Here is a 26,451-nt window from a genome sequence, read left to right on the forward strand (position 1 = left end):
TTAAAATAGTTTTTTCTTGTAAAAGTAACCCACTGCTGTCAACAACATGCCACCAATAGTACCTAGAATACTTTCTGCGGTTCCAGTGTTTGGAAGTGTTTTAAGTTTGCCTTCTTTATCAGTAACAGAGATAGTCTTATCTTCGTTGACAGTACCACCGACCTCTTCAGGAGCAACTACTGAACCATCTGAAAGAACTACGTTTCCGCCTTGGGTGCTAACGATAGATGCACCTGTATTTGTTTCAACGGGTTCTTTGGTTACATCATGGACAACTTGTCCGGTTGCGGATGAAGTAGTCCCGATTTGTGATTTTCCTTGCTCATTGGCTTCATCTGTTGTTTTTGGCTTTTCAACTGGGACTCCATCAAGGCTACCTGCATTATCCTTGTCCTGTGGCTTGTCTGAAGGTGCTGGTTTATCAGTTGCCACTCCGTCAAGACTTCCTGCGTTGTCTTTGTCTTGTGGTTTATCTGATGGTGTTGGTACACCATCGAGGCTACCTGCATTATCCTTATCCTGTGGCTTATCAGAAGATGCTGGTTTATCAGTTGTCACTCCGTCAAGACTTCCTGCATTGTCTTTGTCTTGTACACTTGGCGATGTTGGGTCAACTGGAGTAACTGAAGGCTCTGTTGGCTGAGTTGTTGGAGCCTCTGTTTCTGTTGAAGCGCTAGGTGCTGTTGGCTGAACTGCTGGAGCCTCTGTTTCTGTTGAAGTGCTAGGTGCTGTTGGCGTAACTACTTCTGTTGTTGGAGCTGAAGAGTCAATTGGTGCCAGATCGTCTGCTGATACATAACCAGCTTGTGCAAGTGCAATTGTTGATAGTGCGAGTGCTGCTAATACTTGTTTTTTCTTGTTCATTTTGATTTTTCCTTTTCTTTATTTATTTTTCGGGTTATAACCTTTTCCAGTTAAACGAAGTTCCATTCCTGATGGTGTCTTAACTTTTCGAGCTATAACTTGAGCATCTCTCTTGATAGTGCGAATTTGATCATAAACCTTTTTATAAGGCAAATGAAATTCAACATCCCTTAAAAGTCCGTCTACGTATCCTCTAGCCTGTTTGACTGCATAGTCTGGCTCCAGGATAAGGTCTGTGCCGTCCTCTAAGCGAGCTGTCGCACCTCCTTGTTTTCCTAAAACTTTTAAGTCCTTTAGGCGGACGGTTATTTCATCTGTCATAGATTTCTCCTTGAAGTTGAAAGGCGAAAATTACGCCGTGCTGTGTAAAAACGTATTTTTACATCGGTATTTTATACGCTGGGTTTATAGTCTAGGAACCCTTACTCCTTCAGCTTATGACCTTTGTCATGCTTTTTCGTTCAGTGGCTGGACTAGATATCCTTTTCTAGTTTGCTACTCGCCCCCGTTTCTTTTTTATCCATAGCCACGCTGTATCAGGGCAAGCCTTGTATTTAGTTTTCAATGTTCTAATAGTTTAGTGACTTCTCGGTCAATATAGATTTAACTGGACTACGTTTGGTCCGATTCTGACCCTAACAGGTAGTCAATGGTTACCCCGAAATATTCTGCCACATTTTTGGCATTCTCCAGACTTATCTGACTATACCCTGTTTCCCAGTTAGATATGGTGTTGCGAAACACCCCTATCTGATCAGCCAAGGCTTGTTGTGATAATCTGGCTTTTTTTCGTAATTCTCTGATACGATTTTGTGTTTGTTTCCTCACATCTACTTGTCTCCTTCATTATTTAGACTTGATAATATTTCATCATCCATCAGAGGAGCTTTCTTCAGTTCCAGCATGACAAGCCCTATTCCATACGCTAAGACCAATAATAAAGCTATTGTAACTAGTTTAAACATTACTATCCTCCTGATATCTTCCTTATTTTGTCCGATAAGTTATCTTCCTCACCCATCTAGGATTGATGGAAAATGGCGGAGTCGCTGATGTAAAATTCATACTCGCTCCTGTTCCAAATGAACTTGATACCAATTTTTCTAGTTCCTCTAAGTTGGAAGTGACAGAAATACTGTCTACCGTTTTATCAAAATACTCTACAATCATTTCGATTTCTTGAACTGATTGGGAAGATCTAGCTTTCATAGCTTGCCCTCCGTTAATTCTCTCTTGGTTATTAAACAATCCCATAAAATCAATCCTCTTTCTGTTGCCATAATGAGAAAATTTGGTTGAGTTTCTCAGCTCTTTCTTTTTTCGGTAAATCAAAAACAGCTTTAGGAACCATGTAGATTTTCTCCTTCGGGCTACGACCTATCGTTAGCACTTTACCATCAATTGGTCTAAATTCATCTTTTAACATGTTTCAACTCCCTTAGACAATTCTGATAAATAGCTATTGAGTTTCATCTCCGACAGTTTATCTGGATAATAGTATGCAATAAGACTAGGACACTCAGCAGGGGATTTTCTAGCATATTCACTTTGTCCTGATACCTCCATAAAGCCCTGTTCTTTTTCAATGAGTAAAGCCATCTTCCAAAAACGAATCATCATTTTGTAGAAATAGGCTGGGATATTCTGGATTGGTTTTCCTTCAGCCTCTCCTGTTTTAATTTTGAAAATCAATTTATCAAGCTCACGTTCAAGATCCTGTAACCAAACCTCTCCATAAATTTCCTGATTAGCTAAGAGGTTGTTGTAATTCTTCTCAACTTGACGTTTCGATTGATAGATTTTATTTTCAAGAATTTTTGCATCTTTTCCAAACAAACTGAGTTTCTGAACTAGTTGAGGGGAAAGAAAACCATGTTGCCCCATTTTAAATGCTTCAGAGATTGATAAATCAGAAAGAGATGATTCGCTCTTGTATCGATTAGTATCATTAGATAATTCAGTCTCGTTATTCTCAGTATCATTAGCGTGTCGTTTCGACATTTTTTGAGATGTTATTTTGACATTTCCTTGATTTTTTTGGAAGTGTCGTTTTGACATTTCCGCTGTTGCCGATGGGTTGGAGTGAGTTTCTTCAGTAGGAAGAGCTTGATAGTCAATATTGCCTAAGTACAGTAGGTTAGGCTTATTCAAACCTTGTCGAACTTCTTCTAAGAGGCCATATTCCTGAAGCTCTTTTTTTAGTTTAATAACTTTTTTATTTCCATAGCCTAAAATTTCTTGGAGTTCAGTAATTGTATAAATCAGATAGACATCTCCATTTTTATCAATCCAGTTATTTCTAAGAGATAGTTCAAAACGGTCTTTCAAGATAGCGTAAGTGAATTTAGCATCTGTACTCATCGGTTTATAAAGTGGTGATTCAACAAATATTTTTGGTATTCTATAAAATCTTTCACTTGATTGAACTTGTCTTGCAGAAATTCGCTTCATACTAAACACCTACTTTCAACAAAAACTGACCAGTGTCAGAAAACTGAAACAAACCAAGTTCCTCTAGCTCTTTCAAAATTAAACGAGCTCTCGTTCTTGTCATATTTTGTGACTGCATAATTTCTTTCAATACTAGATCACGTGATTGTTGCGCTTGTCTTGTCATTTAGTTTATCCTTTCTTATCACCAGCTGATGGTGATTTATTCACAGCTATATCATAATGGATAATGAGAAATTCTATTTTAAAGGGACAATCAATAAATTATCGAACTATTTCCTTCCTACACATATCCCATCAATTCTGGATTAAACTCTAGAGTCAACCACAAGGCTTGATCCTGAGTCAATTGACTAGTTTGTCCCCAAGTTCCATCTCTTGCTCTTCTGGAGTAAGGATAACTGCCATGTTTATTTCTAGGCTTTAATTCATGAATAACATCGTCTTTAATAACTTCCCAAAGTAGACTAGAGGGCTTATAATAATAACCGTTTCCAAGCCAAACTCTATCGAGGTCATCGTATGGAGATACCTTTTCTTCAGAATTTCCTTCAGGGATACAATCAACCATATTTTCATTCTTATCAAGATCTATTACATCGAAAATTTCTAAGGAATCAATATCCATAACAATTTCAATATTATCTGACATTTTTTCTCCTTTCCTTAATTTTTGGCAACGAAAAAAGAGAGCGATTTTCTCACTCTCTCAAGTTATATAATATTTAATTTTTCACTTTCCCAAAACTCTAGACACTTAGCAAGCAAATTTTTATAAAAAAAATCCAATTTTTTCTTATCGTTTGAAATCGACTTTTTCACATCCGTATATTAACCACTTTATGCCTTTTTCTTCTCCTATCATCGAAACAGAAACTGGTATATTTTACCGCTATTTTTTAAAAAATAAGTTCATCTCGTTTTCGATACCAGATAGCGTTTTTATCATTTTGGTTATCTAATTTCATAAACGTTAATTTGCTCTAAAGAGAATGCTTCTGCCTATTAAAAAGACCAGGTTTCCCTGGTCTTTCTGAGATACATTTAGAAGAAAAACTGATTCATTCTAGTCCTCTTTTTTACCTTTAGTGGCCACTAAACCTGCACTCAAACCAAGAAGAGCTAAACCTGCTACTAGAGCTGCTTGACTTTCTGCACTTCCTGTATTTGGTAACTGCTCTGCTTGAGCTTGACTAGCTTCACTTGAGGAGATTTCTTTTGCATCTGCTTTTTCTGATACTTGTGGTTTTGTAGATTCTTGAGGTACTGGTTTAGTTGTTTCACTAGCCGTACCAACTTCTACAATGCGATCTTGAGCCATGACTTTATCATAGCTTTCTTTTTCAGTTCGCTTGCCATTTTCAACTTCGATCAAGTGAACACGGATACCTTTTTGACCTTCTTGGAGAACACGAGTTTGACCTACTGGAAGCTGATCATTCTTTTGTTCCTGAACCTTGAAATCAATTGTTTCTTCTTCGATTACAAGTTCTGGTCTGTTAAGGACTAGGTTCTTCACTTCATCTTCTGGAAGAGAAGTTCCTGGTTTAGTGCCAACTTCTACTATACGATCTTGAGCAGCGACTTTATCGTAAGTTTCTTTAAGCTGACGTTTTCCATTTTCCACTTCAATCAAGTGAAGACGAATACCTTTTTGACCTTCTTGTAGGACACGAGTTTCTCCTAGGTACAACTTATCAGACTTACGCTCCTGAACCTTGAAGTCAATGATTTCTTCTTCGACTATAAGTTCGGGTCTGTCGAGGACAAGGTTCTTCACTTCGTCTTCTGGAAGAGAGGTTCCTGGTTTTGTTCCGACCAAGACGATGCGGTCTGTCGGAGCCTCTACCACTTCGCGAAGTTTTTCTTCCTTACTTCCATCAGGATTAATCGCTGTAAAGATCCGTTCTTTACCAACTTTTCCTTCTTGTTCTACACGAGTTTCTCCTAGATACAGCATTGAATCCTTTTTCTCAACTGTCTTGTAGGCCAAATCGTTTTCAACAAATTCGAGTTTTGGAAGATCTTCTTGTACAGCAGCAACAGTCTTCTCAGAAACTGGTTTTTCCTTAGTCAAGTGGATGCGGTATTCCTTGACTTGTTTTCCACTTTCTGAAACAAGGCGAACAAGTACTGGAAGGCTATCGTCTCCGCTATCTACAACTGTTGAAGCTACTTGATTACTTTCTTCGACTGAGACTTTTGGACGTTGACCTTTATAGGTGATTTGGTAGTCTTGACGATCTTCAGCGAAGTCAGGAAGTTCTTTTCCATCTACAAGAATTTTTGATTGGGTACTTTCTTGAGGCAATTCACTCGGAGCAAGGAAGGTCATCTCAATTATCGCAACACCCTTCTTATCCGCTTTGCGTTCCATACGCCATCTCATGGCTTTGGCTTTGACAGCTTTAAAGGTAACGTTAATTTCATCACCGGCTTCAATGTCTTTATCCGCACGATAAGGAACAGCTTCCCAATTTTCTGGATTGTTGAATGGATGGTCTGTGTCGTAGGCTTGGTAGTTTGAATAGTAGGTTGGCACTTCAAACTCTGGACCGACATAGCGTTCTAAAACGAGTTTAGATGGTGCATCCGTACCACTATCTGCAAAGAAATGAAGTTTGGCTTGCGCTACAGTCCGTTCTACAATCTTACCATTTTCACGGAAGATCACACCTGCTGATACTTCTGGATTAGAAGATGGTGTTGGAGACCAGTTTGTCCAACGACGATTTTCTGAATGATTTCCGTCATTGAGATAGTCCACACGGTCATGGGAGTTTCTATCAATGTCGTTAGTGGCTGAAGCAAAGGCGCGGTTACTATTTTCATCATACTCTGGGTTATTTGAAAGAGCTTCGCCAAGTTTGTCTGTCACTCGTACAGTGAACTCAGCAACAAGATCACTACCAAGGACACGACCTCGAACGGTAAATTGACCTGCTTTTGTCAGCTTTTCTGCTGGAACTTCTTCCCATTCTACTGCCAAGTCTTTTGTTTCGTAATCGTCTTTACCTGTGAAATAAACAGGAACCTTAGTTGGCAATTCAAGCGGTTGCCCTACTTGTAGCAAGCGAGCTTGTTTGACCGCGGCAACTGGTTTACGAGAGAGCAAGTCTTTATTGCTTGTAAAGTGTAGACGGTATTCTCCTAGGATATCACCATTTTCAGCCTTCGCGATAACACGAACTGGCTCACCTTCACGAACACTTGGAACGACGGTGGCGAGACCATTGTTGCTAACACTTGCTGTTACTGCAGGAACTTTTCCATCTACAGACTCAAGGTAGTAGTCTGTCAAATCTGGGTTAAAGTTTGCTAAGTCTTTACCGTCAACTTGGATTCTTGTTTGTCCTTGTTTAGCTGCCGCAACTTGTTTCGCAAAAATTTGTACTTCTGTGATAGACGTTCCTTTCTTGCTATCAAGTCGAACCATACGAATGCGAACCGCATAGGTCTCAACTTTATCAAAGCTGAAATGATTCATTTCTCCAGCTTTTAATTGAGCTGGTGCTTTGAGATTGCTTACCTCTTTCCAGTTTGCAGGATCATTAAAGGCATGGTTTTCCTCACCTACAAAGCTAGGGTTTTTAGGGGCTGTTGGAACGGTCTTCCCGACATAATATTCAATCACATAAGACTTCGGTACGCCAACTCCGTGGTCTTCGTGGAATCCGACACTTAGATTATCAACTGAACGTTTGCTCAAAATACCTGAATCTCCGAATAGGACACCAACTGAAGCTTCTGGATTACTACGGTTCCAGTTTGTCCAACGGTTAGCTGGGCGGTCATTAAAGGAAATCAATTTATCGTTGACGTTTGAAACAGGATCAGTTGGATTTGAGTCTGAAGCAAAGGCAAGTGGCAATTCTGATCCGGTCCATTGGTCAGAAATGTTTGCACCTTTCTCAGTTTGAGCAGATACGCGAACATGAAGTTTAGTTGTTAATTGCGTACCTTCTAGGCGACCATTAACTGTAAAGACACCTTCCTTGGCGTATTGCTCTGTACGAATCGCATCCCAAGTAACCTTAGCTGATGAAACGTGGCCATTTGAATCGTAGGTACGAACGCTTTCTGGTAATTGTGGTGCTTCTGCGATTGGAGTTGTCACACTGACTTCTTCAACTGAAACGATGCCTTCTACAGATACTTTAGCACGCGCTTCAAGGTCAATTCCTTCAACTTTACCTAGTACTTCAAATGTTTGATAGGAGTCAAGTTTTTCTTTCGGAATAGATTGCCAAGTGACTTTATGAGTTTTAGGGAAACCTTTGTCATACTCAACCGTTACTGTTGTTGGAAGAGTAGGTTCTTGATGCAAGTCTGTCACTACATTTACTGGACGGATAGATTGCGCAACCTTCGTCTCAGTATTGGCTTGGATAGTGAGTTCAACTTGGCCTTTAGCTCCCTCATATTCCGCTTTCAGAGTGACTGTTCCTGGCTTATGCAGCTCAAGCATTCCTTTACGAACTGCGACTTCCCCTTCACCACTTGTAGAGAAGGTCACCTTATCTGCTGGTAGAACTGCTTGTGTTCCGTCTTGATAGTGAGCGAGTACAGACAATTTGACTGTTTGGTCTTCTTTGAGAGCATCAGCTTTCTCCACTTGTAAGCTCAAGTGGTCAATTTTCGGTGCTTCTTCAAGGAATTGAATTGCATAGGTTTGAAGAGGTCCACCATCTTTTGGTTGAACATAGATGCTTGCACGCATGCCGTTTGCTGCACTTGCTTGGACTACAGTAACATCCGCATTTTCAGCACTTGCTACAACTTCTGGCAAGGATGCACCGTAAGCAAGAGTTCGATATTGCATTGGATTTTGAGTAGTAAGACCAGTGACAGATTCGCCACCAACAGTTACATTTGGTACTGCAGGAGCCGCAGGATTACCTTCTTCTACCACAAGGGTAGCGTGAATAGTCTCACCACCCAGTTGACCAGTCATTTGAATACGTGATCCTGCAACTGACAGTTTAGCTTTATCTGCTTCCGAAATCTCCCACTTATCAACTTCGTATTCTTGTACGCTTCCATCCGTAACAGCAATAGAAACGTATTTGTCAACAGCGCTCAAGTCTGTTCCTGGAGCAACACGCTTAACAGTTGGAAGCTCATTTGCGATTGCTAGAATTTCGACACGGGCCTCAACTTCGCGTCCGTCTGCCATACCTTTAACAGTCACAACTCCTGCTTGGCTCACATCAACTGAAGACCAAGTTACTGGACGTTTTTCACGACTGCCATCACTGTAGATAAAACCGACTGTCTTCGGCATTTTTGGCTCTTTCTCAATAACAGTACGTACTTTTGGTACTTCGGTTCCGAGAACGGTCTTTTCTTGGTCTTCTTTTTTACCAGTAAAGACCGTTACTTGACCAGATTTCAAGAGATCTGAATGGGCTGTTAGCGTGAATTTACCTGCTTGCTCAGTTGATTTAACAATGGCAACCCCTTTACCGTTAAAGGCTCTGCGGATCCAAGAACCATCAGGTTGTGCCTTGTAGCGTTCACGGCTGGCTTGTTCCCCATTATCAACACCAACCAGTTGACCTTGTCCATGCAATTGGAAACGAACCAAATTATTGGCAGTTGGTACCACATTTCCTTCACTATCTACGATTTCGTAGTAGATGTAGGTCAAGTCTTTTCCATCTGCTGCGATTGCGTGTTCTTCCTTGACGAGGCGAACACCTGCTGGTTGGCCTGCAGTCGTGATCTTATCACGTGCAATTTCTTTTCCAGCTTCATCGCGAGCTACAGCTTCTAAAGTACCTGGTTGGTACGCAACCTTCCATTCAAGATAGAGTTCCTTAGCATTGGCACCTTCTTGGTAAGTGCGGCCATCACTGGTTTGTTTCTTGTTGAACTTCTTAACTCCAAGAGATTGACCATTTAAGAACAATTCTACGCTTGCAGCGTTTGAGTAGGCACGAACTGGAATTTTTCCGTCTGAATCTTCAACTTTCGATGCCAATTCTCTATTTTCCCAGTTCCAGTGAGGAAGAAGGTGCACCATCGGTTTCTTCTTGGCAGAAACCCATTGGCTTTGGTAGAGATAAAAGTCATGTTTTGGAATACCGGCTGTATCTACGATACCAAAGTAAGAGCTCTTAACGGGAGTTTGGTTTTGGTTGTGCCATGGTGTAGGTTCACCGATATAGTCCGTACCTGTCCAGATAAACTGTCCAGCATAGCCAGCGTTGTCACGGTCAAATGTCCATGAATCTGTTGCCGTTTTACCCCAGCCAACTCGGTCATTACCATAGTCAGACTGTTCGTAATGGCGCTCAGGTCCGTTACTATGTTTCAATTCCTGTTCAGGGCGATAGTAACTTCCACGTGTACGGGTAGCTGAAGATGTTTCCGAACCGTAAATCAACCAGTTTGGATGTTTCGCACGAAGTTTCTTGTAGTTGTCTTCTGAATAGTTGAAACCAACTGCATCCAGTTCATTAGCAATTTTCTCATGATCACCGCTACCATCACCAAAGCGGAACTTATCTGCTCCCATGGTAACATAACGTGTAGTATCAACATCTTTAATCACTTTTACTAAGCGTTTAACCGTTGCAAGAGAGTGAGCATTACCATTGGCTTCACCGATTTCGTTTCCGATAGACCACATGAAGACAGCTGGGTTGTTTTTATCTCTTTCGACCATGGTACGAAGATCATAGTCAGACCATTTTTCACCTTTTCTAGCTTCTGGGTGAGTAGCGTCTTTTTCAAAGAAACGTCCGTAGTCATAAGGTTTCTTACCACCATACCAAGTATCAAAGGCCTCTTCCTGAACGAGCAAACCAAGTTCTGCTGCGATTTGCAAGGTCTGTGGACTTGCAGGGTTATGAGTTGTACGGATGGCGTTAACGCCCATCTCCTTCATTTGTTTGAGACGACGGTATTCTGCCTTATAGTTTTCTTCTGCTCCAAGCGCTCCGTGGTCATGGTGTAAGGAAACACCATGGAATTTAATGCGTTCACCATTCAAAGAGAATCCTTCATTTGGAGTCCAATGATAGTAACGGTAACCAAACAGATCCTTCTTAGCATCCACCAATTGACCATCACGGTAAACACGCGTAATCAATTCGTACAAGGCAGGTTTGTCATTTAAAACGGTCCAGAGTTTTGGTTGTTCAACTTCTAAAATAGCATCAAGACTTGTTGACTCATGTGCTTTCAAGGTACGACTCGCTGTACGAACCAAGCCTGTTACAGCCTGACCACCACGTTCAACGATTTGATACTCTGCCACCAGTTCATGGTCTTTATCGTCTGTATTGACGATTTTGCTGGCCACATGCGTTTCAACCTTGCCATGTTGCTGTTGTTCTAGCTTTGGTGTTAAGATGGTTGTCCCATTCTTCTCAACATGAACTTTATCTGTCATTTGCAAGGTCACATCACGGTAGATACCGCTACCAGAGTACCAGCGGCTACTTGGTTGTTTGTTAACCGCATGGACAGCAATCACATTCTCACGACCATCTTTGTGGAGGTATTTAGTAATATCGTAAGAGAACTGGTTATAACCATTTGGATAATGTCCCACTAACTGGCCATTGACATAGACTTGAGAATCCATGTAGACCCCATCAAAGGTCAAACGAACATTCTTCTTGAGATCTTTTTCATCAAGTTTAAAGGTCTTACGATACCAAGCTTCACCACCATTGAGCTGTCCACCTTCGTTTTGGGCAGGTGATTGATGGTCAAAATCGTTAAAGATACTCCAGTCGTGTGGGAGATCCAATTTTTGCCATGACGAAACATCTGCATCTGGTTTCACAGCTTCTTTGGAGTTTGCATTGAGTTTAAAGTGCCAATTTTGATTAAAATTCACTTTTCTGTCTTCAATCATTTGATTTACTTCTTCATTTGTCGCAGCCTTCAAATCTTCCTTAACAGGTTTTTCTTGACTTGAAGCTTGAGATTCTACCTTTGGTGCTGTTTCTTCAGGTTTTAGAGATGCTTTCTCCTCTTTTGGAACTACAGGTTCCTCTTCTTTCACCTCTGGTTTGCTTGCTTCAATGGGAGCAGCTTGACTTTGGTCGACACTTGCAGCATCCTTGTGCTCTGCTACAGTTTGATCTCCTTTTTCCTCCACTGCCGGACTTTCCTCTTTTGCTTGTTCCACAGTGTGGGCGATAGAAGTTTCATCCGCGAAAACTGGTGATTCTCCAATGACACTTCCTCCAAATAGAACCGCACAGGTTCCAATCATGACAGAGCAAGCGCCTACGGCAAACTTACGAATGCTGTAGACTCTTTTACGATTCCAATGGCCTTTTTCCATAAAATCCTCCTTTAGTAACCGCTTCCATTTCATTGTAAGCGTATTACTTTTCCATAGTCTTTTACCCTTATTTTATAAAATAATATAGGAAATTTCAATACCCTAAACACAAAAAATCATATTTTTGATTGTTTTTTCTAAAATTTGTAGAAAATTCATTAAATGTGAATATAGATTTAGAACAAAAAACAAACATTTCTTGTCATGCAGTAGAATATTATAAAAAAGTTCCTCTTGTAAGGAACTTTTTTTACTTATAATTAAAAGTCTCACCTGCCAACTTATCTGCTAGCTTAGGGAAAAGAGTATAAAATTTATGGGCTAAATGGAGCAAGATTGGAAGATTTAGTTCCCGTTTGTTTTTTCCTATGGTTTTGACAATCTTTCTAGCTACTGCATCTGGCTCGAGAAGGAAGCGGTCAACTGATTTTAGATAACTGCCGTCTGGGTCAGCCTGGTCGAAAAACCCTGTACGGATAGGACCGGGATTAACCGTCGTCACATAGACACCATAAGGCATGAGTTCGAGCCGTAAAGCATTTGAAAAACCGATGGCCGCAAACTTGGTCGCTGAATAGAGACTAGACTTGCCAGTCGCTATCAACCCTGCCATGCTGACGATATTGATGATATGTCCTTTTCCCCTCTCCTTCATGAAAGCTCCAAGACGACGAGACAGATTCATCAAAGCAAAGGTGTTAACCTCAAACATCTGATGAATATCTTGATCTGAAATCTTGTCAAAATCCTCAAAAATCCCGTAACCAGCGTTATTAATCAAAACATCAATCTTACCATAACGCTGATAGAGTTCAGCCACTAGTTCTTCTAAGGCTTGAGCATCGGTAATATCAATCTCAATCAATTCTGCCTGAGGATGATTTCCGTATAGCTGAACTAGTTTTTCCTTATTTCTACCTAGCAAAATGAGTTGATCTTGAGGCAAGAGTTTGATCATTTCTTGGGCTAGACCTCCGCTAGCTCCTGTTATAAGAATCGTACGCATCCTTATCCTTTCTCAATCTTCTAGATTTCCACTTCTTCCAAGTCTTTGACCACATGGACGTTTTCAAAAATCGTTGCAGCATCTTTCTTAAGCTGGCTGATATCTTTTGAGAGGAAACGAGCACTGATATGGTTGAGCAAGAGTCGTTTGGCTCCCGCTTCTGTTGCAACCTGCGCAGCCTGCATGTTGGTGGAATGACCGTGATTGCGGGCAATCTTTTCGTCTCCCTTGCCATAAGTGGACTCATGGACAAGAACATCCGCATTGACTCCAAGACGCACACTAGCATCTGTTTTTCGAGTATCCCCTAAAATGGTAATAATCTTACCAGGGCGTGGGGCTGAGATATAGTCTGCTGCCTTGATCTCGGTGCCGTCTTCTAGGACAACATCCTGACCGTTTTTGATTTTTCCAAAGAGTGGTCCAAATGGCACACCAGCAGCCTTGAGCTTTTCAGCATCCAGAGTGCCTTCTAGGTCTTTTTGCATGACACGGTAGCCCACACAGAAAATAGTGTGATCCAATTCTTCTGCATAAACGGTAAACTTTTCTGTTTCAAGGATTTTCCCGAGAGAATTATGGTCAAACTCATGGAAATAAATTCGGTAAGGCAGACGAGAACCGGACACACGAAGGCTGGTTAAGACAAAGGACTTGATCCCTTGGGGACCATAAATTTCCAAATCTGTTTGCTCTTCATTAGCCTGAAAAGCACGGCTAGAGAGAAATCCTGGCAATCCAAAGATATGGTCTCCATGCAAGTGAGTGATAAAGATTTTGCTGACCTTACGTGGTCGAATCGTGGTTTCCAGAATGCGATTTTGCGTTCCTTCGCCACAGTCAAAGAGCCAAACTTCGTTAATCTCGTCCAAGAGTTTCAGGGCGAGACTTGAAACGTTGCGGGCTTTGGAGGGCTGACCAGCCCCCGTTCCTAAAAATTGAATATCCATTCGATACTTTCTAATTAATCAATATATAACATAGCAGTGCGGTTTTCTAAGCGATAATAAAGCTTACCAGTATAGGCTTTAGCTTCTTGTAATAAATCTTCTTGACTATAACCTTTGAGACGCTTGCGACCATCTGCCAAACTTTCCAAATCTGTCAAGGCTGTGAGATTTTCCACGCTAACAACTTCCTCGTCCCCAACAGGCTTCAAGTAAATCTTACCAGACTCCTTAAAGACCAGTTGATGAGGGAAGATTTGCGCAATCTCAAAGAGTAATTCATCTGTAATTAGCTCCTCAGCTTCTGAGAAAATACGTCCAAGTCCTTCTCTCTCATAGCAGAAACCAAAAGATTTGCCTGATAGATTAAGGCGAATAAAGGGCTTGGTTTCTAGAGTGAAACTTGGCTCAGCATTGTAGAGGCTCAGTTCCTGACTGACTTCTGAAAAATAATCAGTCGCAGCCTGAGGACTCTTTTTCTGGTAGAGTTCAGCAAAGTAGGCATTCACTACACTGGGGGGAGGCGTAATTAGGGCTAACTGCTCCTCTTCAGACCTACCATCTAAAAGCTGGTCCAGATATACCTTGTCTAGACTCGTATAACCACCATACTTGAGTGCTAAAGTTTTGATATCAGTCATAAAATTCTTCTAATCTCCATTTGTTTTTCTCAGCAATATAGCCTGTGATGACCTCGCAATCATCTTGGTAATCACGCTCTTCTAGGATAGCGACACTTTCTAAATCATGAATCTTGTAAGACTTAGAAAAAGGTACACGCAAAGTAAATGCTTCAAAAATATCCTTGATCTTCTCCAAAAACAATGCTTGCAACTGCTCACGACTATCCTCAGACTTGGCAGAAATGAGGGCATAAGGCGTTTGAGTAGGCGTGAAATCCTCCACCAAATCCGCTTTATTATAAAGGGTCAGGCGGGGAATATCCTCCATATCCAAGTCTTTCATAATGGACAGGACTGTTTTTTCATGCTCCTCGTGATAAGGATTGCTGGCATCGATGACATGAACTAGAAGGTCTACATGCTTGCTTTCTTCCAAGGTTGATTTGAAACTGGACACCAATTCAGTCGGCAAATCTTGGATAAATCCAACCGTATCAGTCAAGGTAACCTGAAGATTACCTCCCAAATGGATACTCTTTGTCGTCGCATCCAGAGTCGCAAACAGCTCGTCTGCTTCATACTGGGTCTTAGTGGTCAAGGTGTTCATGATGGTTGATTTCCCAGCATTGGTGTAACCAATCAAACCAATCTTAAAGGTACTTGACTCCAAGCGTTTTTCTCTGACTGTGGCCCGATTTTTCTCAACCACCTTGAGCTGACGCTCGATATCTGTGATTTGATTGCGAACACTACGTCGGTTCAGTTCCAACTGACTCTCACCTGGACCACGGGAACCAATTCCCCCTGCCTGACGGCTGAGCATAATTCCCTGACCAACCAAGCGAGGTAAGAGGTACTTAAGCTGGGCCAAATGCACTTGAAGTTTCCCTTCATGGCTTCGAGCCCGCATGGCAAAGATATCCAGAATCAACTGCATACGGTCAATGACCTTGACACCTAGAACTTCTTCTAGATTGACATTTTGCCGTGGAGTCAAGCGATTATTGACGATGACAGTAGTAATTTCTTCTGCATCCACCATTTGAGCTATTTCTTCCAACTTACCAGAACCCACAAAGGTCTTGGAGTCATACTTTTCCCGTTTTTGCCTGTAGCTATCCACAACGACGGCCCCAGCTGTCTTGGCTAGACTGGACAATTCTTCCATAGAGAGGTCAAAATTGTCCATGCCCTGCAATTCCACACCGATGAGCAGGACTCGTTCCTCTTTTTTCTCCGTTTCAATCATCTAAAAACTCCTCAATCTGGCTTAAAATACGGTTTTGAACTCCAGGCTCTCCTATCTGATAAAAGGTCACCTGCATACGATTACGGAACCAGGTCAGCTGACGCTTGGCAAAACGGCGGGTCGCCTGCTTGAGACTCTCGCTCGCTTCCTCAAGAGTTTGCTCCCCACGGAAATAAGGAAAGAGTTCCTTGTAGCCAATGCCTTTGGCAGCCTGCGCATCTGGATAATGGTCAAAGAGCCACTTGGCCTCATCCAAAAGACCAGCCTCAAACATCAGATCTACTCGGCGATTGATACGCTCATAAAGCTGACTGCGTTCATCATTCAAGCAGATAATCAAAGGTTCATAAGGACTTTCCTGATTTTCCAAATCCTGACCAAAATGGGCAATTTCCAAGGTGCGCATGGCACGACGACGATTAAACTGAGGAATATCAAGACCTGCTTGCTCCACCAAATGGGCTAATTCCTCATCTGAATAAGGCTCCAAACTAGCCCGATAAGCTACAATCTCCTCATGAGGTGTTTCCCCACCTAGATGATAGCCTTCCAGCAAGCTCTGGATATAAAGTCCAGTTCCACCAGCGATAATGGCTAGCTTGCCACGGCTTTGAATATCCTCAATAGCCTTCTTAGCTTCTGAAACAAAATCAAAAGCCGAGTAAGACTCGGTCACCTCTCTGACATCAATCAAATGATGAGGAACAGCTACTTGCTCCTCTGGGCTAGCCTTGGCCGTCCCAATATCCAATCCTCTGTATACTTGCTGACTGTCACCACTGACCACCTCTCCACCAAAGCGCTTGGCCACTTCAATAGCAAGAGCTGTCTTCCCAACAGCGGTCGGTCCAACAACCACAATTATTTTTGTTTTCATCTTTTTTCCTTGAAAAATTTCCATTTTTTCGTTACTATTATTATATCACAAAAAGGTCAGTCAGAAAAATGCTACCACTTGAGGAGCCTGGCTGATCGGGAAGATAAAGGAGGAAGACTCATGGCTAAAGGATTCGCTAAAGGTCTTGTAACAGGTGTCGCAGGAACTGTCGCTGCCGTTGCAGGTGCAGTATACGCAATTAAAAAGAAAGTGATTGAGCCAGAAGAGCAAAAAGCAGCTTTCATCGAAGAAAATCGTAAAAAAGCGGCTCGCCGTCGCGTATCACATTAAGCAACAAAAGAAGTTGAGAAATCTCAACTTCTTTTTATTTTCTTTTATACTCAATGAACATCAAAGAGCGCAAACTAGGAAGCTAGCCTCAGGTTGCTTAAAGCACTGCTTTGAGGTTGTAGATAGAACTGACGAAGTCAGTGACCATATCTACGGTAAGGCGACGCTGACGTGGTTTGAAGAGATTTTCGAAGAGTATTAAATAGCTAGGTCAAACTTCAGCTGTGGCTTAACCGGATCATAGTCGACCAACTCAAAGTCTTCCGCTTTGATATCAAAGAAATTAGTCCCATCTGGAACATTTAAAACCAAGCGAGGTTGGCAGTTTGACGGCTCACGACGGAGCAATTCCTGAGCTTGTTCAAATTGATTATCGTAGATATGAAGGTTGTTGATAAAATAGAAAAACTTCCCAACCTTCCAGCCAAAGTGTTTAGCAATCATCATTTGAAGAGCCACATACTGCATGGCGTTAATGTGGTGAGCCACCAACATATCGTTAGAACGCTGGGTCAAGGTCGCATCCAGATAGATGTCCCCATCAACGCGACGGACATCAAACATGGTCTGAAAGGCGCATGGAAGAAGACCATCTGTCTCCTCAAAAGCTTGGTAATCCCAGAGCGAGATGATATTGCGACGGTTCCAAGGGTTGGCTTCCAACTGTTTGAGAATCTTATTGATGATGTCGTGTTTCTTAACGACCGCCCCATAGCGTTCACCGATGGTTCCCGTATCTCCCACTTCCCAGTCATTCCAGTAGTGAACATTGTACTTGTCATTGAGAACATCTAAGCTATTAGACTGATCTTGGTAGATCCAGAGTACTTCCTTGATGGCGGATTTGATTGCAATGGGACGCAAGGTTGTGATGGGAAATTCCCCCTTAGACAAATCATACTCGGCAAAGGCACCCGTTACGTACTTGGAATTGGCAACTGTCCCATCCTTGTACTTGGGACGAGCCTGCTCAGAAAAGACACCGTCTTTGAGGATTCGTTCAATATTCTCTTTAAAAATCGTATCTGCTTTTGTCATTTACTCTCACCTCATTTATTGTCCTAACTAGTATAGCATAAAAAAAGAAAGGAGGAAAATCACTGGCTTTAAAGTAGTGTTTTTCTCCTTTTATGATCTTATTGCAATACAAGTGATGCTGCTCCGATAACTCCAGCGTCATTTCCTAGAGTTGCGAGAGCTAATTTAGTTGATGTGCGTACTTGTGGGAAGGTATTTTCATCATAAACCTTTTGCACGCCTTGGAGAAGGAATTCTCCCGCAGCTGATACCCCACCACCGATAACGATTGTTGATGGGTTGAGGATTGATCCTATGTTAGCACACGCGATACCCAAGTAACGTGAGAAGTTACGGTAAACGATCAAGGCAAGGTCATCCCCTTCTTTTGCAAGGTCAAAGACAGTTTTAGCAGTTACTTCTTCACCGTCATCAATCAAGCGTTTCAAGGCTGCATCGCCTTCGTATTCATCTGCATAACGACGAGTCAAGTTGACAATCCCTGTTGCAGAAGCAACTGTCTCAAGACAGCCTTTCTTACCACAAGTACAAGCGATTGGTTGGTCAAAGTCAACAGTGATATGACCAAGTTCTCCTGCTGCACCAGCAACACCGTGAAGCAATTTGCCTTCTGCCACGATACCGCCACCAACACCTGTACCAAGTGTCATAAAGACAACGTCTGGTTGGTTTTCACCAGCCCCCATCCAGCGCTCACCAAGAGCAGCTACGTTGGCATCATTATCAATGAAGAATGGAATCCCCAAGGCTTTTTCAATCTTTTCTTTAATTGGTTGAAGGGTTTTCCAGTTGAGGTTGTAGGCACCGATAACAGTCCCTTTTTCACGGTCAACCACACCAGGTGATCCCATCCCAATCCCTCGGAAGTCTGTGGCTGACAATCCAAGCAAGTCCAAACGATGCTGAATAGACTCAATCATATCATCTACAATATGGCTTCCTTCATCCAAAATGTTGGTCTTAATAGACCATTTTTCTTGGATTTCTCCCTCTTGAGTTAAAATTGCAAACTTGATAGATGTTCCACCAAGGTCAATCCCAATAATCTTTTGACTCATCGTCTTCTCCTTTTTAATTGAAAATGCTTACAGATATAGTATAACAAAATCGTCCGTTTTGTGCAAAGGTTTGCAGGCTACAAGCCAAAATTAAAACATCTCATTTACTTCACTATTTGTAAAAATTAGTCACCCAAATGTTGAATGGCATAGTTGGCTTCTTCTTTGGTAAATTTTCTAAAATAAGGAGAAGTTAGCCTCTCATAAATTTCTGTCTTTGATAAATGGGCATTCTTTCGGTATTCTCTTGCTTGAGCTAAGGCATTCGCCTTATAGTCTGCTTGCAAATGATTGATAGCATATTGTGCAGTGTCACTATTAAAACCTTCATAAATTAACATCTCATAAATTCTCTTTTTTGACAAATGAATCCTATTATAATCTTGTGCTGTCTTTAAAGCTGCTGAGTATGGATTCCCGGCTGCTGGTTTTGGTTGCCACACACCATCGTTTCCTACATAGTAACGACCACCATCTACCCATTTACCCCTTACCATTTTGCCTTCAGAATTAACATAGTAACGGCCACCATCTACCCATTCATTCTTGGCCACCTTTCCATCTGATTTATAATAATAGTCTCCTACCCATTTATTGCGGGCAATGCTTCCTTCTGGTGTTAAATCTAGTTTTTGAATGGCATAGTCTGCTTCTTCTTTTGTAAATTTTCTAAAATAAGGAGAAGTTAGCCTCTCATAAATTTCTGTCTTTGATAAATTGGCATTCTTTCGGTATTCTCTTGCTTGAGCTAAGGCATTTGCCTTATAGTCTGCTTGCAAATGATTGATAGCATATTGTGCAGTGTCACTATTAAAACCTTCATAAATTAACATCTCATAAATTCTTTTTTTTGACAAATGAATCCTATTATAATCTTGTGCTGTCTTTAAAGCTGCTGAGTATGGATTCCCGGCTGCTGGTTTTGGTTGTCGCACACCATCGTTTCCTACATAGTAACGACCACCATCTACCCATTTACCCCTTACCATTTTGCCTTCAGAATTAACATAGTAACGGCCACCATCTACCCATTCATTCTTGGCCATCTTACCATCTGATTTGAGATAATAATTTCCTACCCATTTGTTGCGAGCGTAGCTGCCTTCTGCTGTTAGATAATAATATGAACCATAGTTTTTATCATAAATCCAGTCACTTTTAACCTTTTTTCCATCAGAATCAACATAATAACGACCACCATCTACCCATTCATTTTTAGCTCTCTTTCCATCTGATTTGAGGTAGTAATTTCCTACCCAGCCAGACTGAACTTTAGATTGTGATTTATCCTGTTTAGGAGTTGTTTCTTTAGTTTTTTCAGCCGGTTTTGGTGCTGGTGTTTTTGGTTTATCAGCAGGTTTTTGTGCTGGTGTTTTTGGTTTCTCAGCTGGTTTTGATGCTGGTGTTTTCGGTTTCTCAGCAGGTTTTTGTGCTGGCGTTTTCGGTTTCTCAGCTGGTTTTGGTGCTGGTGTTTTCGGTTTCTCAGCAGGTTTTTGTGCTGGCGTTTTCGGTTTCTCAGCTGGTTTTGGTGCTGGCATTTTCGGTTTCTCAGCTGGTTTTGGTGCTGGCTTTGGCGCTGGTTTTGGTTGCCACACACCATCGTCTCCTACATAATAACGACCACCATCTACCCATTCATTTTTGGCCATCTTACCATCTGATTTTAGATAATAATTGCCTACCCATTTGTTGCGAGCGTAGCTGCCTTCTGCTGTTAGATAATAATAGGATCCATAGTTTTTGTCATAAATCCACTCAGCTTTAGCCATCTTACCATCTGATTTAAGATAGTAATTGCCTACCCATGTGTTGCGAGCGTAGCTACCTTCTCCTGTTAAATAATAGTATGACCCATAGTTATTGTCATAAATCCATTCATTTTTAGCTCTCTTCCCATTTGATTTGAGATAGTAATTACCTACCCATGCGTTTCGAGCGTAGCTACCTTCTGCGGTTAGATAATAATAGGATCCATAGTTTTTATCATAAATCCATTCACTCTTAGCCATTTTACCATCTGATTTAAGATAGTAATTGCCTACCCAAGCATTTTGGACATAGTTTCCCGAAGCATTTAGATAGAAATAAGAATTAGCTTTTTTATCAAAAATCCACTTATTAGTAACTTTAGTACCATTTTCATAGTACGATGAGCCTACCCAACCAGACTGAGCTGTAGATTTGGACTTATCCTCTTTAGGACTTGTATTTTTAGGTTTCTCAGCAGGTTTTTGAGCTGGTGTTTTCGGTTTCTCAGCTGGTTTCGGCGCTGGCTTTGGCGCTGGTTTTGGTTCTGGTTTCGGTGCTGGTGTTTTTGGTTTCTCAGCAGGATTTTGCGCTGGTGTTTTTGATTTTTCAGCTTGATTTGACGCCGAAGTTGTATTCTCTTTTACAACCTTACCATTTTTAGATGCATCCTTTTCTTGAGCAGAAACATGCTGAGCCGAAAAAGGAAAGTCTCCAGTTGTATCTGTAAGTGAAATGAGTCCCAGTGTTGCAGTTGCTAAGCTGGTTACTAAAATTTTTTTTGATTTTTTCATAAAAATCTCCGTTGTTTTTAATGATTTATACCTATAGTATACCATATATTTAATTTTGCTTTCAAATCAAATATTAAATATTAACAAATAAATCTAAAACTTAATTGAAAACCTATAGTTATATCACTTCCAACTCATACAAGCCTCTGACCGCGTTACAGCCATAGATAGTTTCCGCTTGGTCCAAGTCTGGCACAGTCAAGACTTTTTCCTCTACTTGTCCTGTTTCCAGCAAATGCTGACGGTAAATTCCTGGCAAAATTCCAAGTCTGATAGGCGGTGTGTAGAGTTTACCATTAATTTTTAAGACCAGATTTCCAATAGAGGTCTCAAGTAGTTCTCCTGACTTATTGTGGTAAATCTTCTCTTGCTCTCCTAGACTTAAATGTGGTCTATTAGTTGTTTTAAAGTAGGTAAAGGATTGATTCAAATCTGTTTCTTGCAGACAAAGCTTAGCTTTGCAGAAACTTGGACTGAGGGGTGCTAAGAGTTGGCGACTGAGTTCAATCTCTCCAGACTTGCTGAGGGTAATTCGCAAACGGTAGTCTTGATTAGCATCACAAACTTGGCACTCTTCCTCTATCCTTTGTCTCAGGTCTTCCGGATTAAAAGGATAGGCAAAATAACGACTCGCCTTTGTCAATCTTTCCAGATGTTGATCTTCAAACAACAAGTTTTTCTGGCTGATTTTCCCAGTCGTAATCAGTTGGAAACATGCTTGTTTACGATAGAGAACAGCCGCCTTTTGATGAACCTCTCGGTATTCAGATTCCCAAGTACTATCCCAAGTAATCCCTCCGCCAACCCCATAAATGGCTTGTCCCTTGTAGAGTTGAATGGTCCGAATGGCGACATTGAAAATCCGTCGTCCATTTGGAAGCAAGAGACCAATCGTTCCGCAGTAGACTCCACGCGGTTGAGGCTCCAAGTTCTTGATGATTTCCATGGTCGCAATTTTGGGAGCTCCCGTTATGGATCCACAAGGAAAGAGGGAGCGAAAAATGGCAACCAAGTCCACATCCGGTCGCAACTGACTCTTGATAGTTGAAGTCATCTGCCAAACTGTAGAATACTGCTCTACTTGGCATAAACGCTCCACATGCTCACTACCAACTTCAGAAATACGGTTCATGTCATTTCGCAAGAGATCCACAATCATCATATTTTCAGAGCGATTTTTAGGATCCTGTTCTAGCCAACTAGCTTGGGCAAGGTCTTCTTGGTCAGTCACTCCCCGCTGGGTTGTTCCCTTCATTGGACGAGTCGTTAATTCTCGGTCATTTTGCTCAAAAAAGAGTTCTGGACTCATGGAAATCACTGCCATCTCATCATGTTCAACATAGGCATTGTAACCCGCCTCCTGTTCTACCACCATGCGATTGTAGATGGCAAAAGGATTGGCACTTAGGTCTTGCTTGAGTTGGACAGTGTAATTTACCTGATAGGTGTCCCCCTGACGCAAATGATGGTGAATCTGGGAAATAGCTTTTTCATAGTCCTCTGCAGACGTCACTTCCTGCCAATTTGAAGGCAGATCTACTTCCTCATAAGTCAGAGGAATAGGGGATGTTTCCACCCTATCGTGAACGGTAAAATATAGCAGATACTCTGCCAGTAAAGGAGCCTTATGAACTGCTAATTTCTCCTCAAATGCAGGTGCAGCCTCGTAACTGACATAGCCCACCACATAATATCCTTGTTCTTGGTAGCTTTCCACCTGAGCCAGCAAGTCTGCCACTTCTGCTAAATCTCTCGTTTTTAACTCTTTAATCGGCTGGGTAAAGATGTATCTCATCCCCAAAGCCCTAAAATCAATCACTGTTTTTCTATGCATATCTTAAGTATAGCACAAAAAAGCCAACCTAGAACAGCTAAATCCAGCTTTGTTTACTGATTTCTATAACGAAAAAAATTCTCTACCTTACTTTTTCTACTTTTGGCAATTCTCCATCAGATAGCACCCCTTCTTCTTGTAAAAACTGGTCTTATTTGGAGCACTTTACACAAAAATACAACAAAAAAGAACAGAGGAAGTCATGGTATCTATACCATTTTTCCTCTGTCTTTTGCTTTTCTTCTGTTACTATAGAATGATTTTATGACTTTCTGATAGAGTCTTCTGGATACTGCGCACGCGCACCTCCGATTAGTTTGGGACGACTTGCAAGAGCCGTTACATGGGCATGCCCAATTTCTCTCAAAAGAGGGCGAATTGGAACCTGAACATGCTTGACATGCATGCCAATCGCAGTATCTCCGATATCCAATCCAGCATGGGCCTTGATAAATTCAACCTCAACTGGATCCCGCATAAACTTGAAGGCTGCCAACTGACCCGAACCTCCTGCATGAAGTGTAGGAAGGACACTGACGATTTCCAGACCAAACTGCTCTGCCACCTGACGTTCAACGACGAGGGCTCGATTGACATGTTCACAACCTTGAACAGCTAGATGAATTCCTTTTTTCTCTAGGATATCTAGAATGGTCTTCACAATGATTTCCCCAATTTCTTGACTGGATTCCTTGCCAATCTGACCACCTATCACTTCACTAGAAGAAAGGCCCAAAACAAAGATGGCTCCTTGCTTCAAATTAGCCTTGTCTATTACATCTTCTACAATCTGGCTTGTTGCTCTTTGAATGTCTTTTTCCTTCATACTTGATACCTCTTTTGTCACTATCTATCATATCTTTTTTTACTGATTTTATCAAGGCCAACTAATCATTCTGAATTTTAAAAGCAAAACTCCCAGAATTGACCGGGAGTTAGCTAGTTTCTATTCTATTTATGTATATTTCAACCGTCGTTCCTTTGTCAGGTGCAGAATTGATCTTCATCTGGTAATTGTCTCCAAAATGAAGTTTGAGTCGTTGGTCAACATTTTGTAGACCAACTCCCCCACGTTTGAGCTGACTTTGACTGCTATCGCTAGTAGCTTGGAAACCAACGCCATCATCCTCAATGCGGATGACAAGCCCTGTATCCTGTCTCTGAACAGAAACTTTAATATGGCCCTGACCTTCCTTCTCCTTAATACCATGGTAAAGGGCATTTTCCACAAGAGGTTGCAACACCAACTTGGGTAAGACTAGGTTACCAAAAGCAGGATCTTCAGCAATCTCATACTCCAGCTTTTCACCATAGCGTTGTTTCTGGATAAAGAGGTACTGGCGGACATGATTGATTTCATCAGAAAGAGAAATCAAATCCTTTCCTTGATTGAGCGCCAAGCGGAAATAGGTTGCCAAGGACTTGGTCACCTGAACCACTCGCTGACTATCCTGAAACTCAGCCATCCAGATGATAGTGTCCAAAGTATTATAGAGGAAATGGGGGTTAATCTGGCTCGACAATGCTTGAAGTTCATACTGCCGGGTCGCTTCTTCCTGCCTGCGCACATCTGCCATCAACTGGTCAATCTGATCCAACATGGCATTAAACTGGCGAGTCACTTCTCTCAGTTCATAGGCGCCAGCTTCCTTAGCACGCAGATTTTGTGTACCAGAAGCAATTTCCAGCATGGTTTCTCTTAGATCCTTCAAAGGGGCAATCCAGCGTTTGAGACTGAGCCAAACCAAGCAGAGACAGGCAAGAAGAGATAAGGCACTAGCACCAAGCAAGGTCCACATGAGTTGACTCCGAACCTGGTCTAACTTCTCCAACGAAGACACGCCTATAACCGTCCAATCTGTTCCTGCAATCTTTTCCTGACTGACGTATGATTGATGGTCCAGCGTATAGCCCTGCCCCGTATCGATGTAGGGTTTCATGGCCTCCATTTCACTCGCTGAGCTATAGACAGTACGTTTAGGATGGTAGACAAATTCATGGTTTTCATTGATGATAAAGGCAAACCCCTGCTGACCCAACTGGAGTTGGTTGAGATAGGCTTCCAGAGTTTCGTAGGAAATATCCAAACGAAGTACGCCAAGATTGGCCCCCTCTGCATCAACAAGTTCTTGAGTGACAGAAATAACCCACTGACTATCTGATTTACGAGCTGGGGTTAAAACTGGCTTAGCTCCCTGATGAATAGCCTTTTGGTACCAATCCTCAGCCATCATATCTGAGGAAGTTTTCATCTGCACACTATCATCTGTAGAAATAACCTGACCGGATTTGGTGACCAGTACCACCGTTTTCAAGTCCTGGTCTGCCTTTAAGATCGTCAAAAACAGATCTCGGATTCCCTTGGCTTGGTCTTGGTTAGGATTCTCAGCATAGGCTAAGACATCCTTCTGCTGGGTCAAACTGGTAGAGGTAGTTTCTAATTTTTTGATATATGACTGAATAAAGTGGCTAGTTTGGCTGATAGTTGTTTGGCTATTGCCCTCAATAGTGGCCTCAATGGCTGATGAACTAGATTGATAATAGAAAGTCCCAACCAGAGCTAGGAGAATGAGAAAGACCAGAAAGATGGAAATAACCATTCTGACTAAGAGAGAAGAACGCTTCATCGGCCTTCTCCCTTCTTAAACTGACGAGGTGTCACACCTGCAATCTGTTTAAAACGTTGAGTAAAATAGTTCATATCTTCAAAACCAACCTTTTCGGCTATCTCATAAATCTTTAAATCTGTGGTCAGAAGCAAGAGCTTGGCCTGTTTGACACGCTCTCTCACCAGATAATCCTGAAAAGGCAAGCCCAACTCTTTCTTAATTAAGGAACTCAGATAAGTCGGACTAAAACCTAGGTCACTGGCCAAAGACTTCAAACTAAACTGACTGTCAGCTAGATGGGACTGGATTTTCTGAGCAATATTTCCCTCAAACTTATCGGTTAATAAATCTTGTAACTGCTCTTCTTTTTCTTCCTTGTCTAGTTTTTGCTTGATTTTCCCTAACATTTTCTCAATATCCTGACGCGAAAAGGGCTTGAGCAAGTAGTCATCTACACCGAGTTTGACAGCAGACAAGGCGTAATCAAAATAATCGTAACCTGTCAAAAATACCAGATGCACCTGAGGATAGGTTTCTCGTACCAGACTGGCCAACTGGATGCCATTTAGCTGAGGCATATTGATATCAGTTAAAATGATATCTGGCACCTGCTTTTGGATCAAGTCCCAAGCCTGCCTTCCATTTTCGGCCTGACCGATGATTTCCATATCGTAGGCTGCTACATTGACCAACTTGGTCAAGCCTTGTCTTACTAGATATTCATCCTCTACGATTAAGATTGTGTAGGTCATGCTCTGC

Annotated in this window: 23 protein-coding genes; 1 reads left to right on the forward strand and 22 read right to left on the reverse strand. The window is 41.7% G+C overall.

What is annotated here, in order from left to right; translation table 11 throughout:
* From EL140_RS06380 to miaA, 15 genes are all read right to left on the reverse strand, one after another.
* Positions 1–864 carry an LPXTG cell wall anchor domain-containing protein gene (locus EL140_RS06380; RefSeq protein WP_001035397.1) on the reverse strand — a complete coding sequence of 288 codons (864 nt, stop codon included), beginning with the start codon at positions 862–864 and terminating at the stop codon, positions 1–3.
* Positions 865–882: 18 nt separating this feature from the next.
* A complete protein-coding gene (locus EL140_RS06385; RefSeq protein WP_000128979.1) occupies positions 883–1,185 on the reverse strand; it encodes a hypothetical protein in 303 nt (100 codons plus the stop codon).
* Positions 1,186–1,476: 291 nt separating this feature from the next.
* Positions 1,477–1,692 (reverse strand): helix-turn-helix transcriptional regulator, encoded by a 216-nt coding sequence (locus EL140_RS06390; RefSeq protein ID WP_001231372.1) that lies wholly within the window; start codon positions 1,690–1,692, stop codon positions 1,477–1,479.
* Positions 1,693–1,694: 2 nt separating this feature from the next.
* Positions 1,695–1,829: a hypothetical protein gene (locus EL140_RS09775; protein WP_000475614.1), complete on the reverse strand. Its 135-nt coding sequence runs from the start codon at positions 1,827–1,829 to the stop codon at positions 1,695–1,697.
* 22 nt (positions 1,830–1,851) lie between these two features.
* Entirely contained in the window at positions 1,852–2,118 is a 267-nt protein-coding gene (locus EL140_RS06395; protein WP_000522440.1) for a hypothetical protein, read from the reverse strand.
* A 4-nt stretch (positions 2,119–2,122) separates the two neighbouring features.
* Positions 2,123–2,290, reverse strand: a complete 168-nt coding sequence (locus EL140_RS09630; protein WP_000910109.1) for a hypothetical protein — start codon at positions 2,288–2,290, stop codon at positions 2,123–2,125.
* Positions 2,284–3,315: a replication initiator protein A gene (locus EL140_RS06400; protein ID WP_000822472.1), complete on the reverse strand. Its 1,032-nt coding sequence runs from the start codon at positions 3,313–3,315 to the stop codon at positions 2,284–2,286. The genes EL140_RS09630 and EL140_RS06400 overlap by 7 nt, the downstream gene beginning before the upstream one ends.
* A gap of 1 nt (position 3,316) precedes the next feature.
* Positions 3,317–3,481, reverse strand: coding sequence for a hypothetical protein (locus EL140_RS09635; protein ID WP_000198082.1), 165 nt, complete (start codon positions 3,479–3,481; stop codon positions 3,317–3,319).
* A gap of 117 nt (positions 3,482–3,598) precedes the next feature.
* Positions 3,599–3,967 carry a hypothetical protein gene (locus EL140_RS06405; protein WP_001282477.1) on the reverse strand — a complete coding sequence of 123 codons (369 nt, stop codon included), beginning with the start codon at positions 3,965–3,967 and terminating at the stop codon, positions 3,599–3,601.
* Positions 3,968–4,381: 414 nt separating this feature from the next.
* Positions 4,382–11,620 (reverse strand): LPXTG-anchored adhesin/beta-galactosidase BgaA, encoded by a 7,239-nt coding sequence (gene bgaA, locus EL140_RS06410; protein ID WP_000410709.1) that lies wholly within the window; start codon positions 11,618–11,620, stop codon positions 4,382–4,384.
* 250 nt (positions 11,621–11,870) lie between these two features.
* Positions 11,871–12,626, reverse strand: coding sequence for an SDR family NAD(P)-dependent oxidoreductase (locus tag EL140_RS06415; protein ID WP_001259178.1), 756 nt, complete (start codon positions 12,624–12,626; stop codon positions 11,871–11,873).
* 20 nt (positions 12,627–12,646) lie between these two features.
* The gene (gene rnz, locus EL140_RS06420) at positions 12,647–13,576 is read right to left on the reverse strand and encodes a ribonuclease Z (protein ID WP_000354348.1); all 930 of its coding nucleotides are present in this window, start codon (positions 13,574–13,576) and stop codon (positions 12,647–12,649) included.
* Between the two features lie 14 nt (positions 13,577–13,590).
* Complete coding sequence (locus EL140_RS06425) at positions 13,591–14,214, reverse strand: hypothetical protein (protein ID WP_000129723.1); 624 nt, start codon at positions 14,212–14,214, stop codon at positions 13,591–13,593.
* Positions 14,207–15,445: a GTPase HflX gene (gene hflX / locus EL140_RS06430; RefSeq protein WP_000573183.1), complete on the reverse strand. Its 1,239-nt coding sequence runs from the start codon at positions 15,443–15,445 to the stop codon at positions 14,207–14,209. Before hflX ends, EL140_RS06425 begins: the two co-directional genes overlap by 8 nt.
* Complete coding sequence (gene miaA, locus EL140_RS06435; RefSeq protein ID WP_000850213.1) at positions 15,438–16,322, reverse strand: tRNA (adenosine(37)-N6)-dimethylallyltransferase MiaA; 885 nt, start codon at positions 16,320–16,322, stop codon at positions 15,438–15,440. Before miaA ends, hflX begins: the two co-directional genes overlap by 8 nt.
* A 120-nt stretch (positions 16,323–16,442) precedes the next feature.
* Between miaA and EL140_RS06440 the strand changes: the two genes are divergently transcribed.
* On the forward strand, positions 16,443–16,613 hold the full coding sequence (locus EL140_RS06440; protein WP_001051782.1) for a DUF3042 family protein: 171 nt from the start codon (positions 16,443–16,445) through the stop codon (positions 16,611–16,613).
* A 198-nt stretch (positions 16,614–16,811) separates the two neighbouring features.
* Here EL140_RS06440 and EL140_RS06450 read toward each other — a convergent pair whose 3' ends face one another.
* The 7 genes from EL140_RS06450 to EL140_RS06480 form a co-directional block, all read right to left on the reverse strand.
* Positions 16,812–17,651, reverse strand: coding sequence for a thymidylate synthase (locus EL140_RS06450; RefSeq protein ID WP_000158625.1), 840 nt, complete (start codon positions 17,649–17,651; stop codon positions 16,812–16,814).
* Between the two features lie 98 nt (positions 17,652–17,749).
* A complete protein-coding gene (locus EL140_RS06455) occupies positions 17,750–18,709 on the reverse strand; it encodes an ROK family glucokinase (protein ID WP_000078551.1) in 960 nt (319 codons plus the stop codon).
* Between the two features lie 125 nt (positions 18,710–18,834).
* On the reverse strand, positions 18,835–21,249 hold the full coding sequence (locus EL140_RS06460) for an Ltp family lipoprotein (protein ID WP_078232918.1): 2,415 nt from the start codon (positions 21,247–21,249) through the stop codon (positions 18,835–18,837).
* Between the two features lie 118 nt (positions 21,250–21,367).
* Entirely contained in the window at positions 21,368–23,083 is a 1,716-nt protein-coding gene (gene pabB, locus EL140_RS06465; protein ID WP_002874747.1) for an aminodeoxychorismate synthase component I, read from the reverse strand.
* A 262-nt stretch (positions 23,084–23,345) separates the two neighbouring features.
* Positions 23,346–23,909, reverse strand: coding sequence for a TIGR01440 family protein (locus EL140_RS06470; protein ID WP_000659499.1), 564 nt, complete (start codon positions 23,907–23,909; stop codon positions 23,346–23,348).
* A 109-nt stretch (positions 23,910–24,018) separates the two neighbouring features.
* Positions 24,019–25,710, reverse strand: a complete 1,692-nt coding sequence (locus tag EL140_RS06475) for a cache domain-containing sensor histidine kinase (protein WP_000831085.1) — start codon at positions 25,708–25,710, stop codon at positions 24,019–24,021.
* Positions 25,707–26,444, reverse strand: coding sequence for a response regulator transcription factor (locus tag EL140_RS06480; protein ID WP_000222611.1), 738 nt, complete (start codon positions 26,442–26,444; stop codon positions 25,707–25,709). The genes EL140_RS06475 and EL140_RS06480 overlap by 4 nt, the downstream gene beginning before the upstream one ends.
* Between the last annotated feature and the right edge of the window lie 7 nt (positions 26,445–26,451).

The sequence above is a fragment of the Streptococcus oralis ATCC 35037 genome (assembly GCF_900637025.1).
Lineage (GTDB): Bacteria > Bacillota > Bacilli > Lactobacillales > Streptococcaceae > Streptococcus > Streptococcus oralis.

What these genes read in the sequence shown, in the direction of transcription:
- bgaA (WP_000410709.1), bottom strand. Translation starts at nt 11,620, where the DNA reads ATGGAAAAAGGCCATTGGAATCGTAAAAGAGTCTACAGCATTCGTAAG.
- EL140_RS06460 (WP_078232918.1), bottom strand. Translation starts at nt 21,249, where the DNA reads ATGAAAAAATCAAAAAAAATTTTAGTAACCAGCTTAGCAACTGCAACA.
- EL140_RS06415 (WP_001259178.1), bottom strand. Translation starts at nt 12,626, where the DNA reads ATGCGTACGATTCTTATAACAGGAGCTAGCGGAGGTCTAGCCCAAGAA.
- EL140_RS06450 (WP_000158625.1), bottom strand. Translation starts at nt 17,651, where the DNA reads ATGACAAAAGCAGATACGATTTTTAAAGAGAATATTGAACGAATCCTC.
- EL140_RS06405 (WP_001282477.1), bottom strand. Translation starts at nt 3,967, where the DNA reads ATGTCAGATAATATTGAAATTGTTATGGATATTGATTCCTTAGAAATT.
- EL140_RS09630 (WP_000910109.1), bottom strand. Translation starts at nt 2,290, where the DNA reads ATGTTAAAAGATGAATTTAGACCAATTGATGGTAAAGTGCTAACGATA.
- rnz (WP_000354348.1), bottom strand. Translation starts at nt 13,576, where the DNA reads ATGGATATTCAATTTTTAGGAACGGGGGCTGGTCAGCCCTCCAAAGCC.
- EL140_RS06455 (WP_000078551.1), bottom strand. Translation starts at nt 18,709, where the DNA reads ATGAGTCAAAAGATTATTGGGATTGACCTTGGTGGAACATCTATCAAG.
- EL140_RS09635 (WP_000198082.1), bottom strand. Translation starts at nt 3,481, where the DNA reads ATGACAAGACAAGCGCAACAATCACGTGATCTAGTATTGAAAGAAATT.
- EL140_RS06400 (WP_000822472.1), bottom strand. Translation starts at nt 3,315, where the DNA reads ATGAAGCGAATTTCTGCAAGACAAGTTCAATCAAGTGAAAGATTTTAT.
- hflX (WP_000573183.1), bottom strand. Translation starts at nt 15,445, where the DNA reads ATGATTGAAACGGAGAAAAAAGAGGAACGAGTCCTGCTCATCGGTGTG.
- EL140_RS06470 (WP_000659499.1), bottom strand. Translation starts at nt 23,909, where the DNA reads ATGAAGGAAAAAGACATTCAAAGAGCAACAAGCCAGATTGTAGAAGAT.
- EL140_RS06395 (WP_000522440.1), bottom strand. Translation starts at nt 2,118, where the DNA reads ATGGGATTGTTTAATAACCAAGAGAGAATTAACGGAGGGCAAGCTATG.
- pabB (WP_002874747.1), bottom strand. Translation starts at nt 23,083, where the DNA reads ATGCATAGAAAAACAGTGATTGATTTTAGGGCTTTGGGGATGAGATAC.
- EL140_RS09775 (WP_000475614.1), bottom strand. Translation starts at nt 1,829, where the DNA reads ATGTTTAAACTAGTTACAATAGCTTTATTATTGGTCTTAGCGTATGGA.
- EL140_RS06385 (WP_000128979.1), bottom strand. Translation starts at nt 1,185, where the DNA reads ATGACAGATGAAATAACCGTCCGCCTAAAGGACTTAAAAGTTTTAGGA.
- EL140_RS06425 (WP_000129723.1), bottom strand. Translation starts at nt 14,214, where the DNA reads ATGACTGATATCAAAACTTTAGCACTCAAGTATGGTGGTTATACGAGT.
- EL140_RS06380 (WP_001035397.1), bottom strand. Translation starts at nt 864, where the DNA reads ATGAACAAGAAAAAACAAGTATTAGCAGCACTCGCACTATCAACAATT.
- EL140_RS06475 (WP_000831085.1), bottom strand. Translation starts at nt 25,710, where the DNA reads ATGAAGCGTTCTTCTCTCTTAGTCAGAATGGTTATTTCCATCTTTCTG.
- EL140_RS06480 (WP_000222611.1), bottom strand. Translation starts at nt 26,444, where the DNA reads ATGACCTACACAATCTTAATCGTAGAGGATGAATATCTAGTAAGACAA.
- EL140_RS06440 (WP_001051782.1), top strand. Translation starts at nt 16,443, where the DNA reads ATGGCTAAAGGATTCGCTAAAGGTCTTGTAACAGGTGTCGCAGGAACT.
- miaA (WP_000850213.1), bottom strand. Translation starts at nt 16,322, where the DNA reads ATGAAAACAAAAATAATTGTGGTTGTTGGACCGACCGCTGTTGGGAAG.